The organism is Methanothermobacter sp. KEPCO-1, assembly GCF_008033705.1.
GTDB classification, from domain to species: domain Archaea; phylum Methanobacteriota; class Methanobacteria; order Methanobacteriales; family Methanothermobacteraceae; genus Methanothermobacter; species Methanothermobacter marburgensis.
Genome location: NZ_CP042937.1, coordinates 1,534,209 through 1,548,133, shown reverse-complemented (window position 1 = coordinate 1,548,133; position 13,925 = coordinate 1,534,209). Strand labels below are relative to the sequence as shown.

The 13,925-nt window shown below is 45.1% G+C and carries 13 protein-coding genes; 7 read left to right on the top strand and 6 right to left on the bottom strand.

Annotated elements, in window-relative coordinates; genetic code table 11:
• Positions 1-54: 54 nt before the first annotated feature.
• The gene (locus FVF72_RS08300) at positions 55-1,584 is read right to left on the bottom strand and encodes a hypothetical protein (RefSeq protein WP_147671831.1); all 1,530 of its coding nucleotides are present in this window, start codon (positions 1,582-1,584) and stop codon (positions 55-57) included.
• A 295-nt stretch (positions 1,585-1,879) separates the two neighbouring features.
• On the opposite strand from FVF72_RS08300, the gene FVF72_RS08295 reads away from it, so the two are divergent.
• Together FVF72_RS08295 and FVF72_RS08290 are read left to right on the top strand one after the other, a co-directional pair.
• Positions 1,880-2,641 (top strand): hypothetical protein, encoded by a 762-nt coding sequence (locus tag FVF72_RS08295; protein WP_147671830.1) that lies wholly within the window; start codon positions 1,880-1,882, stop codon positions 2,639-2,641.
• Positions 2,642-2,719: 78 nt separating this feature from the next.
• On the top strand, positions 2,720-3,946 hold the full coding sequence (locus FVF72_RS08290; RefSeq protein WP_255503705.1) for an oligosaccharide repeat unit polymerase family protein: 1,227 nt from the start codon (positions 2,720-2,722) through the stop codon (positions 3,944-3,946).
• A gap of 4 nt (positions 3,947-3,950) precedes the next feature.
• Here the strand turns inward: FVF72_RS08290 and FVF72_RS08285 are convergent, their stop codons facing one another.
• The 5 genes from FVF72_RS08285 to FVF72_RS08265 form a co-directional block, all read right to left on the bottom strand.
• Positions 3,951-6,449 carry a DUF5814 domain-containing protein gene (locus FVF72_RS08285; protein ID WP_147672034.1) on the bottom strand — a complete coding sequence of 833 codons (2,499 nt, stop codon included), beginning with the start codon at positions 6,447-6,449 and terminating at the stop codon, positions 3,951-3,953.
• Positions 6,450-6,472: 23 nt separating this feature from the next.
• On the bottom strand, positions 6,473-8,122 hold the full coding sequence (locus FVF72_RS08280; protein ID WP_147671828.1) for an AMP-binding protein: 1,650 nt from the start codon (positions 8,120-8,122) through the stop codon (positions 6,473-6,475).
• A gap of 18 nt (positions 8,123-8,140) precedes the next feature.
• Positions 8,141-8,545: a thioesterase family protein gene (locus FVF72_RS08275; RefSeq protein ID WP_147672033.1), complete on the bottom strand. Its 405-nt coding sequence runs from the start codon at positions 8,543-8,545 to the stop codon at positions 8,141-8,143.
• Positions 8,546-8,556: 11 nt separating this feature from the next.
• Positions 8,557-9,129 (bottom strand): helix-turn-helix domain-containing protein, encoded by a 573-nt coding sequence (locus FVF72_RS08270; protein WP_013295857.1) that lies wholly within the window; start codon positions 9,127-9,129, stop codon positions 8,557-8,559.
• A gap of 99 nt (positions 9,130-9,228) precedes the next feature.
• Positions 9,229-9,534: a hypothetical protein gene (locus FVF72_RS08265; RefSeq protein ID WP_147671827.1), complete on the bottom strand. Its 306-nt coding sequence runs from the start codon at positions 9,532-9,534 to the stop codon at positions 9,229-9,231.
• A 131-nt stretch (positions 9,535-9,665) separates the two neighbouring features.
• Between FVF72_RS08265 and FVF72_RS08260 the strand changes: the two genes are divergently transcribed.
• The 5 genes from FVF72_RS08260 (at position 9,666) to FVF72_RS08240 (ending at position 13,920) form a co-directional block, all read left to right on the top strand.
• The gene (locus FVF72_RS08260; RefSeq protein ID WP_013295859.1) at positions 9,666-10,886 is read left to right on the top strand and encodes an ammonium transporter; all 1,221 of its coding nucleotides are present in this window, start codon (positions 9,666-9,668) and stop codon (positions 10,884-10,886) included.
• A gap of 65 nt (positions 10,887-10,951) precedes the next feature.
• The gene (locus FVF72_RS08255; protein ID WP_013295860.1) at positions 10,952-11,290 is read left to right on the top strand and encodes a P-II family nitrogen regulator; all 339 of its coding nucleotides are present in this window, start codon (positions 10,952-10,954) and stop codon (positions 11,288-11,290) included.
• Between the two features lie 309 nt (positions 11,291-11,599).
• A complete protein-coding gene (locus FVF72_RS08250; protein WP_013295862.1) occupies positions 11,600-12,823 on the top strand; it encodes an ammonium transporter in 1,224 nt (407 codons plus the stop codon).
• A gap of 10 nt (positions 12,824-12,833) precedes the next feature.
• A complete protein-coding gene (locus FVF72_RS08245; protein ID WP_013295863.1) occupies positions 12,834-13,172 on the top strand; it encodes a P-II family nitrogen regulator in 339 nt (112 codons plus the stop codon).
• Positions 13,173-13,398: 226 nt separating this feature from the next.
• Positions 13,399-13,920, top strand: coding sequence for a hypothetical protein (locus FVF72_RS08240; RefSeq protein ID WP_013295864.1), 522 nt, complete (start codon positions 13,399-13,401; stop codon positions 13,918-13,920).
• Positions 13,921-13,925 lie beyond the last annotated feature (5 nt).

Sequence of the window (13,925 nt, the reverse complement as noted above, 5' to 3'; positions counted from 1 at the left end):
TAAATCCTCCCTATTTTGATCTAGTGGACAGTATATATAACCTTTCTCATTCAGCTAGACCACCCTGTAGACAACAAAGTCGCTGTTCTCATAAACCTTCTCAAGATAAGGGTATTTCAGGCTTGATACATCAACCTTTGATGGATTATAGAAGAGAAAACTGCTGGAAGCATCAAAAGTGAAATTTCCGTTCGCCCTAAGTCTTTTATCAAATACCAGAAAAACGATTCCATTTTTAGTCAGCTCATTCCTCTGAGGGATTTCAGGTTTCTCATATAATAAAGGATTCACGGGTCTGTTTGTATAAGCCATTATGAACCCTGCTGCGAAATAATTTGACATTGAAATGGTGCCCCCTTTATCCTGCTGGCTGAACCATTCTGCAAGTTCAACTTCTGAAGGTGTGGGAGGCGCGATCTTAATTCTTCCATGAGATGTCATAGCACCATAATCAACAACTTCTGTACTTGATAGGTTGCTGAACCCTTGGAAAACAGCAAATAAAAGTACAGCTGCCATTAAAATGCATGCAATATTTTTATTTTTAGTTTCAATGATTTCTGCAGTGTATCTTAACCCATGAGCCGCCAGAATGCTCATAGGAATCATTATGTAGATGAGTACCCTATAGGTTATGACATTAACCCCAAAGTAGTATGCCTTTGAGAGAAGGAACATCGAAATAACCCATAAAAGTATAAAACGATCTCTTAAACCGAATCTTTTAATGGAGGGTGTGAGACCAACAAGAGATAGTACTATAACAAGGTAACCCAAGAGATCAGGATATTTCATTATACTGAGGTTTCTTGAAGTCTGTAGTGATGTGCTTACACCACCAGGTCCACCAGTACTTTTAAGGTAAAATGCCGGTGCCCACCATACCGCTGCAATTAAGCCCGCAGTCATAATCAGGATCCCATAACCTTTCAAAGCCTTTTTTATGATACCGACATCTCTTTTAAAGTAGAGTTCAGTTATTATAATTCCGGCTGTGATGAAGGTAATTGCAAAGCCAAGGCAAAAGGTTGCAGCTGGGTGTATAAGTGCAACGATGCCCATTAAAACTCCTGATATGAATGAAGAGAGTAATTTATCCTCTTTAAAGAATTCATAGTAAAAGTAAATACTTAAAGGAAGGAATATAAGCGCCATATTCTCTGGCAATGGTGAAACAAGCCTCATTGCAATTGCTCCTGAGAAAAGTATTAAACCTGCAGCTAAACCCACGATTTTATCCTCATAGAACCTTGAGGCAACCAGAGTAACTGATAAAGCAACAAGACATGCCAAAAATGGCTGTATTATCCTTGCCACATCAAACATGTTCATTCTAAAGAGATATGCCAGTGCAAGAAGTGTCATGTGAAAAACTGGTGGGTAGTTAATAATAGCTCCCTCAGGTGCATTGTAAACAGGATCAAAAAATGTTAAACCCTTTAACATGTAAACCTTTGCCAGATGAATATGGTAGAATATATCCCACCCAACTGGCCATGGGTGCCTGAAAGTTACCATGAGAGCCATTAGGAATACTATGAATGACGGTACAAGGTATAGTACTCTCTGATTTGAATTTTCCATTTAATAATCCTCCTTCATAGGAAGTTGTGATCACGTTATATTTTAAATAAGGTCTATTACCGACGGCATTTAAGTTTTCTTCTTCAATGTGGAATTTGTTGTGCAAGCAGTTAATCGCAGATCAGGAGAAGTATGGCATATATCAATATGAAAATTAATCCACATCATAAGTTAAATAACCAGAAGGTTAATATTTACTCAACTCTAAATGTCTTCAACTGTAGCTGCAGACTCTTAAATTTCTGCAATTTACTGATAAGCAACTGCTAGAATACTGGAATGGGAGAGATAAAAAATGAAAATCGGTAAATTAACCGTGATCGATCTCGCAATCATTTTATTCCTCGCTTCACTTGTTTTATACGGATTTCTTAAAACCTCAGATATTGATTCAAACATACAGACATTCACCTTCGATTCTTCAGAAATGACCAAAGTCCAGATAAAGTACAACGATCTCTACAGTAAGGGAAAAATCATTAACAGTAAAATCAATGGTTATAACTCCTTAACACAGAAAAGAGGGGTAATACAGGGTGAGGTTCTATGGGTAGGAACCATCAATGGGAGGGTAGAAGTTCTCATGAATGTCAGTGGAAAAAAAATACTTGCAGGGGAATACCAGGACAAATTCGCAGATTATTACATAGACTCAATAACACTGGAAGCTACGGGAACCCGGAACGCCACTGATATTATCATAGAACCCATAAAAATCCGGAGAATGTCTGATCTGCTCCTTGATATTCCCTCAAAGTATGAAATGACAACAAACATACCCATAAGCAATGTGGATGTATCAAGATTTCAGGAGCTTTCAAGAGAACTGTACAGCAGAGAAAAACATGCGTCAATAACCCTAGACATCCAAAATGGTAGAATAGAGATCCTCCAGGCAACTCCCGAGGCCATAAAAATATCTGATGAAGTTCTAGGAAATCTAGATGGCCAGACAGATTTCATAACAATAAGAGTATACAATGCAGACAGTAATGTCCTAGAAAAAATAAAAAGCCGCTACAAGATCATCAAGGTAATTAATCTTAGCACATTATAAACTTTTAGCACAGTATAAACTTCGCAGGTATCTTTTATGAGTCATCTTTACAATACAGCAAGGAACCTATGCAGAAAGGTGGAATTTAACGTCAGGAAAGCATTGATATTCAAATTAATGCTGGGAGTCTTTCTAACTGTTGAAGAAATATGGTTAAAGAGCTTTTTCAGGAGGATATTCCCTTCAAGTAATTTTATGAATTTCCTCAAAAAGAGCAGAATACTTAGAAACCACATATTTTCACCTCCAGCTTTCATCGTGTTTTTCTCAGTATTCATGGGCCTCGCTGCCATTCCTGTCACAGGGCTCCTGCATGTTAACATAATAACTGGTTTTGTATGTTTCTTTGTTTTTTCAATGGTAATACCCGACAGAATTTTGAGGGGAAACAGATACTTGAAAGTTGACAGGGAAGATATAAGATCAATTGGCCTTACCCTCTTTCTTATTGGCTTCGCCTTTTTCGCCATAACCATCACATCCGTGAATGGCATTCCTCTCATGAAACCCGCCCTGAGATATCTCCTCAACCCCAGATTAACTATTCCCTCTTTTTTAATGATTCCTGGAACAGCACTGCTATCATCTTACATAATAGATGAAATGCAGAAGAAGCGTATAGAGAGACCAGCTGCTAGGTTTAGAGTCATGATTCTGAACATAATCTGCATTTTTCTCCTGGCTTTACTTGGGTACAGAACACCCCTTGTTGCAGTTATTCTCATAACTGTCATAATGGGCTATTACACAGAGTTATTTGAAGTATGGGAAGTCCTGGGTTTCTTGATGGTGACTTTACTTGTAATCATGGGTATAGGTTATTTCAGATCAGTCGAGGAGTATTCCTTAAGTAACTTGAGCGCTTTAACGTTTTTACAGATGCGGGCTGCCTTCACAATGGGTGTGCTCGACAGATTATCCACCCTTTCAGGGATGACTGGCGTTATGCATGGTAAATTAACCTTGAGTATGGTTCCCGGCCTTGGCAGTGGACCAAGAACACTAATCGGGAAACTGATCTGCTGGAGGACAGGAGTTACAATCACGCCCACAATATTTGGACAGATGATCGTGGAATTCGGCACAGCTGGTGTGGCAGCTGGAATGAGTTTGCTTGGCTTAATTTTAGGGTTGGGCTACAGAATAATGCAAAAAACAAGGGATTCCTTTTATGTCATGCTCTACTCCCTTATTATGGCCTACTGTCTCATCTCAGTTGAAACCGGAATCCTTGATCAGCTTGTGGTGATTTATATCCTATCTGCAGCTATCGTATACCTTTACAATATATATCTAAATTTATAATGTTCTAAATACGTTTACCCTTTTCGATGGCCCTCGCAATACCTGAACATTCCTTCAAAATAATTCTCTCTTTAAATGCAGAGGCAACCCTTCCAATGGACTCAACTGTTCTCACCATTTTGTCAAGCCAGCTGAAAACATCTCCAGGATACGCCTGAATCTGATATCTTGAGAGAAGCCCCTTACTTATATCCCTGGGGTCCCTGCCACTCATTCTCTCCCAAAGTATATATTCCGATAATTTTCGCTGAATACACCCACAGAAGGGTCTGTCCATGCATTCACAGGAAAGAAAATCCATCTGTATTCCAAGAACAGCCTCCTGTAGATTTTTATCAAGTTTTATGAGATTATCCCCATTGGATATTATATCAAGGGTTGAATCCGCTGTCAATCGGATTGAAACATTGGCGCCAACTGCCCTCGTTAATCCTCTATGCATTCTTCCTGAGAGATACGCGCCCTCAAATGGTTCAAGTTCAACCGCAATATCAAGAGGCTTTTTACTGGATTTGAGGTTCCTCCTTATGTACTCCGCATCCTCCACATTTAGAAATGATCTGGAGACGGCCATCCCATAATCAGTTGCCCTGAGTTCTCCTTTCCTGCTTATAAGATCAGATGACTCAAGGAAATCAAGCGCCATGTCTCCACCCATGGTCCATGGCACATCAGGGGTGATATCATGCTCTGATTCAATGGCCCCCGAGGTTATATCCGCCAGAAGATTTTCAAGAATGTTTTCATCTGTATGTTGAACCTCAACAGGTTCAGGACCGCTTTCAAGGAGCTCAAGGGCCACAGACTCCTCGGAATCACCATCAAATTCCATGCCAATTTCTGCAAGAACATAGACAACTCCCCGGTCATGGTAGGATGGTCTGCCTGCACGTCCAAGCATCTGTGAAAACTCATTGGGGGTGAGCCAGCGGTTACCCATGAGGAGAGTTTCAAATATAACCTGTGATGCCGGAAAGTCCACTCCCGCTGCAAGTGCCGCTGTGGTGACAACTGCGGCGAGTTTCTGGGATGCAAAGGCCTTCTCTATCCGCTGCCTTTCAGAGTAGGATAAACCTGCATGATATGCTGCTGCACTGACCCTGTTCCTTGTAAGGTACTCTGCAATGAGCCTGGTTTTCCTGCGGGAATTTGTGAATATTATTGTCTGTCCATGGAACCCCTTCCTTGACTTCAAGGAGAACTCACGTGCTGCAAGCCTCAGTATGATGTTCTTCTTTTCCTCACCGCTCCTTGAGAATATGAGGTGTCTTTCAAGTGGCACTGGCCTTTTATCGTATTCAACCAGCTTCAGTCCAAAATCTGATGCTATTTCCGCGGAGTTTTTGACTGTTGCAGAGAGTGCTATGACCTGGGCGTTCGGGAATAACCTTTTTATCCTCCATATCATCCCCTTGAGCCTTGCCCCCCTCTCCTCATCCTCAAGGGTGTGTATCTCATCAACCACGACCACACCCACATCGCCGAGGATACCTGCCTTCCCTGACCTCAGGATGTAGTCGATTCCCTCGTAGGTACCAACTATTATATCGGCGTCAGCCACATCGGTATCAGGAATCCGCAGCTCACCCTTTGCCTTTATCCTGCTCATACCAACCTTTATGGCTGTTTTAAGTCCAAGTGCAGAGTATCTCTTCTTAAAGTCCCTGTACTTCTGGTTTGCAAGGGCAACGAGTGGTGTGAGGTAGATGAACCTTTCACCCTTCATGGCCCGGGGGATGCCTGCAAGTTCACCCACAAGGGTCTTTCCACTTGCGGTTGCAGATACAACCATGAGACTAGCACCCTCAAGGAGACCAGCATCAACTGCAAGGACCTGCACTGGCCTCAGCACCCTGCTACCCTCCCTTCTGAGAATCCGCTTAAATTTCTCAGGAAGCTCAAGGCGGTCAAGGGGCACCTTTGGTGTTCTGTCTGCTGTTGCCGTCACCATATCATAGAGTGTCAGTTCCTGGTTCGCCAGTGGGTCGAACCTGGGTGACATCATCTCAAGGACCCTCTCAAGGCTTACACCCCTCCTGATCAGCCTCCTGAAGTTTCTGAATGCCGATTTATCCATGCCTGCCAGTTTGAGCTCCCTTCTTATTACCTCATCAACGCACCTTGAGCATATGATCTGGCCCTCATGCTTCGTTGATGCCTTTGAGCTCACAAGGGTCAGATAGCCCTCATGGAGGCAGTGCTGGCATACCCTTGCATACCTGTACCTGATACCGTGATTTTCAAGCAGTTCCTCAAGTTCTTCATCCCGCCCTGTTAGAAATACTGCCTGTTTCCTCAGGAGTTTTATGGCCTCTGAGGGTTTTCTAAGGGTTTCCCTTTCATCTTTCTCCACAGTGAACCTTGCTATTCTGGGGCCAGAGGAGGTTTTTTTGATTTTCAGCTTGCCCCAGTACCCTGGCTTTCTGCGGGTGTTGAGGACACCCCTGGGACTTCCGGCTGGTATAAAATCAACTGATCTTTTCCTTCGATTCAGGACTATCATTATATCTCTCAAAAAATTAAGGGTCAGGAGCCTTCCTTCCTCTTCTTGAGGAGTTCAACTGCCAGCTCCCTGAGTTTGAACTTCTGGACCTTTCCGCTTGCGGTGAGCGGGAACTCATCAACAAAGAAAACATGTTTCGGGACCTTGTACCTTGCTATCCTCTGGATTGCATAGTCCCTGACATCCTCCTCGAGTATATCTGCACCGTCCTCCCTGATCACAAAGGCACCGACTATTTCGCCGTACTTCTCATCGGGTATCCCCACAACCTGCACGTCCTTTATACCGGGCATTGTGTGGAGGAACTCCTCGATCTCCCTCGGGTAGATGTTCTCGCCTCCACGGATGATCATGTCCTTTATCCTTCCAACGATTGAGTAGTATCCGTCCTCATCCGTCACCGCAAGGTCGCCGCTGTGGAGCCACCCCTCCTCATCTATGGCCTCGGCTGTCATCTCAGGCATCTTGTAGTAGCCCTTCATGACGTTGTAGCCCCTGCAGCATATCTCGCCGGGTTCGCCGGGGCCCAGCTCCTCGCCGGTTTCAGGGTCCACTATCTTGACCTCAATGTGTGGCAGGGGAGTTCCAACGGTTTCGACACGCTTCTCGATGGGGTCATCCACACTTGTCTGTGTGAAGACCGGGGATGCCTCTGTGAGGCCGTAGGCTATGGTGACCTCCTTCATGTTCATGTCATTCATGACACGCTTCATTGCCTCTATGGGGCAGGGTGATCCTGCCATGATACCTGTTCTGAGGGATGAAAGGTCGAACATGTCAAACATTGGGTGTGTGAACTCTGCTATAAACATGGTTGGCACGCCGTAGAGTGCGGTGCACCTCTCCTTTTCCACCGCTGCAAGTACCAGGAGGGGGTCAAAGAGTTCTATCATGACAAGTGTCCCCCCATGTGTAAGGATAGCCAGCACCCCCAGAACTATTCCAAAGCAGTGGAATAGTGGTACCGGTAGACACAGACGGTCCTCCTCGGTGAATTTCTGTCTCTCACCGATGTAGTAGCCGTTGTTGAGTATGTTCCTGTGGGTGAGCATTACCCCCTTGGGGAAACCCGTGGTCCCTGAGGTGTACTGCATGTTTATGACATCGGTGTTCTTGAGGGTTGACATCACACTGCGGAGTTCACTGTCAGGGACGTGTTTACCCAGGAGCATCAGTTCATTGGTGTTGTACATCCCCCTGTGCTTCTGGGCCCCTATGTATATGACGCTTCGAAGTTCAGGGAACCTTTCACTCCTCAGGTGGCCCCTCTCCTGGGTTTTGAGTTCAGGTACCAGTTCATAGAGTGTCTGCACGTAGTCAACGTCCCTGAAACCGTCTATGATTGCTATTGCCTTCATGTCAGACTGTTTCATGACATATTCAAGTTCATGGCTCTTGTAGGCGGTGTTTACCGTTACAAGAACCGCCCCTATCTTTGCTGTTGCAAAGAGGAATGTCAGCCAGTCTGGTACGTTGGTGGCCCAGATACCCACGTGGTCACCCTTCTTTATCCCGATGGATAACAGGCCCTTTGCAAGGAGGTTGACCCTCTCATTGAACTCCCTGTAGGTGAACCTTAGATCCCTGTCAGGGTATACTATGAACTCCTTATCAGCGTACCTTTCAACCTGTTTCTCAAAGAATTCCCCTATTGTTTCCTCAGTGAAAACCATAAATCCACCCTTTATATGTTAATCCTCTTCCACAAGGTGTTCTTCAAGCTGTGACCTTATATCAGGGGGTATTGGCTTTTTCCTCTGTTCAATGAAATCGTAGTGGACCAGGACAGCCTTACCCTTTGCCTTTAGTTCACCGTCCTGCCATGCCTCGTGGCCTATGGTGAAGGATGAGTTTCCTATGTGTGTTATGTAGCTTCTTATCTCCACGTCACTCCCATAGTACATCTGTGCAAGGAAGTCGAATTCTGTCCTTACAAGGATGAGTTTCCACTTCTCATAGCTGAGGTCAAGGTCGGGTGTGAACATCCTGAAGATGGGGTTTCTGCCCTTCTCAAACCAGACCGCTAGGACAGTGTTGTTAACGTGTCTGAGACCATCTATATCCCCAAAACGTGGTGTCACCGTGATTTTGAACATCCTATCATCCACTAGAATGGTGTGTAGACAACTGCCAGTATCCTTGCATCATTTTCCCCTGCTGCGTGGAGGTGGTGGGGTACAACAGAGTCATAGTATATGCTGTCCCCTTCACCGAGCCTGTACTTCTCCTGTCCATAGATGACCTCTATTTCACCCTCCAGGACGTATATGAACTCCTCCCCCTCATGGGATGATAGTTCGAAGTCGTCGCTGTGGAGTTCAACGTCGATCAGGAACGGCTCCATGTGCCTGTCGCTTTTGCCGGCACCGAGGGAGTGGAAGTTGAGGTTGCTTGTATCTGCACTCTCCTCATAGCCTGAGAAGTGTATGACCCTCTGGGTTTTTCCCTTTCTGACTATAACCGGCTCATCCTGAACCCTGTCATCAAGGAGTGTGCCGAGCCTCACTCCAAGTGTCCTTGAGATCTTTATGAGGGGTGTAAGTGATGGTAGAATGTCTCCTTCCTCTATTTTCTTGATGAGTTCCCTATTAACTCCACTTCTTTCTGCAAGTTCCTCCAGTGTGATGTTCTGGTTATCCCTGAGCTGTTTTATTCTTTCTCCCACAGTGTTTGCTGGCACGTGATCACCTTAAAATATGGTCATATGTATCTATTTCTAAAATTTCAGTTTAAAAAAATTGCTGTTTAAAAATGTTCATGAACATAATCTGCCGGTGGATTACTGATCCTGGTTCTGGTCCCTGCTGGCCGTTGCTGTTCTGTTTGTTCTGTTATCAGTATAGAATGTGACCTCTGTTTCGTTTGTTGTGTTGTTGGTGACGTTCATTATGTGTTTCCTCAGGATTACCGGCTGAAAATCTGGGTTTCCCATGGGTTCTATCTTCTCATCGGAGGGAAGGATGTCTGTTGGAAATTCAACTGCAAAGGATGGTTTTATGAAGATACATACTGTGGATGAGAAGCCATATGCAACAAGAGCTATCATGAGCACTGCAAAGAGCCTTCCCTTTTTTGTTGAGTTCAATGAAACACCTCTTACTGTTTTTCTCATTTTTCTGATATTTTAATGTTGGCATGGTGCCCGGAAAAAGGTTACCGGCATCCTTATATAGTCTTGTTTATCATATGGATACCAAAAAAGGAGTGTGATAAGAAATGTTAAATTCCGGTGATACAGCCTGGATGCTGATATCAACTGCCCTGGTAATTCTGATGACTATACCCGGCGTTGCAATGTTCTATTCAGGCCTTACAAAAAGGGAAAATGTCCTTAATACAATTTTTCTATCATTTGTCTCCTTCGGAGTGGTCAGTCTGCTGTGGTTTTTATTTGGCTATGGCCTCATCTTTGGAGGGGACATTTCAGGGATATTAGGAACTCAGATTAGCAGCATAAGCCTTACATCCCTTAAATCAGCGTCAGAATATGCTCCAACAATTCCAGGGGGCCTTTTTGCAATTTTCCAGATGACATTTGCTGCCATAACCGTTGCGCTGATATCAGGTGCTGTGGTTGAGAGGATCAGGTTTTCGTCGTGGATCATCTTTATTCCGCTCTGGTTCACATTTGTTTACGTGCCCGTGGCCCACTGGGTATGGGGCGGTGGATTCCTGCAGAGCCTCGGTGTCTATGATTTCGCAGGTGGAATAGTGGTGCACCTCACAAGTGGTATTGCCGCACTTGCACTTGCACTGGTCATTGGCCCAAGGCACGACCAGAAGCTGATGCCGCACCATCTTGGATACTCTGTGATAGGCACCGGCCTTCTATGGTTTGGATGGTTCGGATTCAACGCAGGTTCAGCCCTTTCAGCGGGCAACCTTGCCACAGATGCCATGATTGTGACCAACACCTCTGCCGCCGCAGGGATGCTCGGCTGGATGCTGATGGACAGAATCAAAACCGGGAAGCCAACCCTCCTTGGGGCCCTTTCAGGTGCAGTTGCAGGTCTTGCATCAATAACCCCTGCAGCTGGCTTCGTGGATATAGGTGCATCGATTTTCATTGGGTTTCTGGCATCCATGATCTGTTACCTCGCTGTGTCCTGGCTCAAGCCCCTCCTGGGGTATGATGACGCCCTGGATGTTTTCGGAATTCATGGAGTCTCAGGTGTTATAGGAACGATAGGGGTGGGCCTATTTGCAATACCCGCACTTAACCCCGCCCTCAGTGGCAGTGGTCTCATAACAGGAAGCACCGCGCTCTTCACCAGTCAGGTTATCGGTGTTGTTACTGTGGTCATCTACACCTTCACAGTTACATACATTCTAGCAAGCCTGCTTAAGAAATGGAGAGGTCTCCGTGTTGAAAGGGAGGATGAGATTCAGGGACTTGACATAAACCTACACGAGGAAACCGGTTACAGACTGACATAATCAGTGATTTAAATAGGGGCAAGAGAATATACATAAAAGCTGTTCACAGAGAGAGGTGGAGACCAATGAAGAGGATCACAGCCATTATCAGAAGAGAAAAACTTGAGGATGTTAAGGATGCCCTGGAACTGGTGGGAATTCACGGAATGACCGTCACAGATGTGAGGGGAAGGGGCCAGCAGATGGGTATCCGTGAGAGTTACCGTGGTATGGATTACTGCGTTGACCTGATCCCAAAGGTCCAGATTGAGGTGGTGGTTGACTCAGGGGACCTTGAAAAGGTGATTGAAACAGTAACCGAAAACGCAAGAACAGGAGATATTGGGGACGGTAAAATCTTCATAACTGATGTGCTTGATGTTGTGAGGATAAGGACCGGTGAAAGGGGAAAAAAGGCCATATAATGGATCAAAAATCATATAAAACCCCTTTTTTAAGGATAATGACAGAAAAAAAGGGGGGAAAGGCTGTCCAGTGCCCAATTAATCCAGAACTCAGCCTCCCTGATCTCTATTTAACATTTTGCTGTAATTTACCTTTTAGCCCTGAACTTATTTTAGTTTAACCCACTTTACCTGAAATTTTAACCGAAATCTTTATATATGAGCATGATCTAAGTGATAGTGTCGGAAGTTGATTTCCGCCTTCCGGCATTGAAGTATAAGATTGTAAAAAACAGAATAATAACAACAGGTATATGGAGGATGACTCTGATGGACGCGGTTTTAAACTCCGGTGACACAGCCTGGATGCTGATATCAACGGCCCTCGTGATGCTCATGACGGTTCCAGGCGTGGCACTCTTCTATGGGGGTTTAACAAAAAAGGAGAACGTGCTCAACACGATGTTCCTGTCACTGATAGCCTTCGCAGTGACAAGCCTCATATGGGTACTCTACGGCTATCAGTTTGCATTTGGAGCAGATATAATGGGACTCATAGGAAGTCCGGCGAACCTATTCATGAACGGCATAGGTGTCGATAAACTCGCAGAACTCGCACCAACAATACCAGACTTCCTTTACATAGCATTCCAGCTAACATTCGCTGCAATAACAGTTGCACTCATATCAGGTGCGATAGTGGAGAGAATGAAATTCTCAGCATGGCTTGCATTCATTGCACTCTGGGTGAGCCTGGTATATGTACCGGTGGCCCACTGGGTATGGGGCGGCGGATTCCTTGCCCAGCTGGGTGCCCTTGACTTTGCAGGGGGTACAGTGGTCCACATAAACTCAGGTGTGGCTGCACTTGCACTGGTATACCTCCTTGGTAAGAGAAAGGATACAAGGCTGCTACCACACAACCTTGGGTACTCAGTGATAGGCGCTGCCCTCCTTTGGTTCGGCTGGTTCGGATTCAACGCAGGTTCAGCCCTCACAGCAGGTGGACTGGCAGCATCAGCCTTCCTTGTGACCAACACCGCTGCAGCAGCAGGTATGATCTCATGGGTGATAATAGACTACCTCAAAACAGGTAAACCCACAGTGCTCGGCGGCATATCAGGTGCCGTTGCAGGTCTTGTTGCAATAACACCTGCAGCAGGATTTGTAACGGTACCCGCAGCAATAATCATAGGCCTGGTCACAAGTGCCATATCATACCTTGCAATATCATACCTCAAACCAAGGATTGGATACGACGACGCCCTGGACGTGTTCGGAATACACGGGATGTCAGGTATATGGGGATCAGTGGCAACAGGTATCTTCGCAGCGCCATTCATAAATGAACTGGGAACAGGCCTCATCTACGGAAACCCTGGTCAGATGACGGCACAGGTAATAGCAGTTGTGATCGTCGCTGTCTACTCATTCATAGTTACACTGGTGATAGGAAAGCTCCTGGACCTCACGGTGGGCCTCAGGGTAACAGAGAAGGAGGAAATAGAGGGACTCGATACCCACCTCCACGAGGAGACAGGATACAGAATCTAGGGGTGATAGGATGAAAGAAGTGGTGGCCATCATAAGACCCGAGAAACTCGAGGAAGTTAAAAACGCCCTTGAAGAGGTAGGGTGCCATGGGATGACAGTGACAGAGGTCAAAGGGCGTGGGAGACAGCTCGGCATAACCGAAAGCTACCGTGGTAGGGATTACCGGATAGACCTGCTGCCAAAAACAAAGATCGAAATTGTGGTGAACGATGAGGACCTCGATAAGGTGGTTGACACCATAGTGAAAAGCGCACAGACAGGTGACATAGGAGACGGGAAGATATTCATCTCAGGAGTTGAAGAGGTTGTCAGGATAAGGACAGGTGAAAGCGGTAAAAAGGCCGTTTAACCCATAAACTTTATTTTTTCAGACTAACATACAACCCCCACCGATTTTAATCCCATAATTAAAACTTTATTTTTTCAGACTAACATACAACCCCCACCGATTTTAATCCCATAATTAAAACTTTATTTTTTCAGACTAACATACAACCCCCACCGATTTTAATCCCATAATTAAATAATCTAAGAAATTCCATACTTCGTATATAGAAAAAGGGGGCTGGGGGTTCTTGAAGGGTCAGATAATGCTCATTGCAGTTATCCTGTCAGTATTTTTCATGGGATGCACATCTGCAGAAGAAAATAACACCACAGCGAACATCACATCAGAAACCCAGCCATCAGTGGAACCACTTGCAACTGGCATTAATTTAAGCGTGGATCCCACAAGCCTCAACCTCGGAACTGTGGATCCGGATGGAATAGAAAGGGAATACTACACCGCAACAAATGTATCAATAATAACAAGGAGGGGGACCTTAGTGGTCTACCTGATGGCCAGCGGTGACCTTATAAGCATAAACAACAGTTCAAACACCATACCCCTTTCAAATCTGAAATACAGCATAAAATATGAGAGTCCCTATGGGCCGATCGAGGTCCCAAAAAGAAGTTTTACAACCAGTTACTATATGATATGGACCTACACAGGCCGTGTTAGTGTAGTGATCCCAGTTAATTACTACATAACTGTACCCCTCTACACGGACCCCGGCACATACACAGTCACCATAACCTACGTGGCAGTTTAAACTAA

Bases quoted from the DNA above. Each gene is read 5' to 3' on its own strand.
- FVF72_RS08300 (WP_147671831.1), bottom strand. From the start codon at position 1,584: ATGGAAAATTCAAATCAGAGAGTACTATACCTTGTACCGTCATTCATA.
- FVF72_RS08295 (WP_147671830.1), top strand. From the start codon at position 1,880: ATGAAAATCGGTAAATTAACCGTGATCGATCTCGCAATCATTTTATTC.
- FVF72_RS08285 (WP_147672034.1), bottom strand. From the start codon at position 6,449: ATGATAGTCCTGAATCGAAGGAAAAGATCAGTTGATTTTATACCAGCC.
- FVF72_RS08280 (WP_147671828.1), bottom strand. From the start codon at position 8,122: ATGGTTTTCACTGAGGAAACAATAGGGGAATTCTTTGAGAAACAGGTT.
- FVF72_RS08275 (WP_147672033.1), bottom strand. From the start codon at position 8,545: ATGTTCAAAATCACGGTGACACCACGTTTTGGGGATATAGATGGTCTC.
- FVF72_RS08260 (WP_013295859.1), top strand. From the start codon at position 9,666: ATGTTAAATTCCGGTGATACAGCCTGGATGCTGATATCAACTGCCCTG.
- FVF72_RS08255 (WP_013295860.1), top strand. From the start codon at position 10,952: ATGAAGAGGATCACAGCCATTATCAGAAGAGAAAAACTTGAGGATGTT.
- FVF72_RS08250 (WP_013295862.1), top strand. From the start codon at position 11,600: ATGGACGCGGTTTTAAACTCCGGTGACACAGCCTGGATGCTGATATCA.
- FVF72_RS08245 (WP_013295863.1), top strand. From the start codon at position 12,834: ATGAAAGAAGTGGTGGCCATCATAAGACCCGAGAAACTCGAGGAAGTT.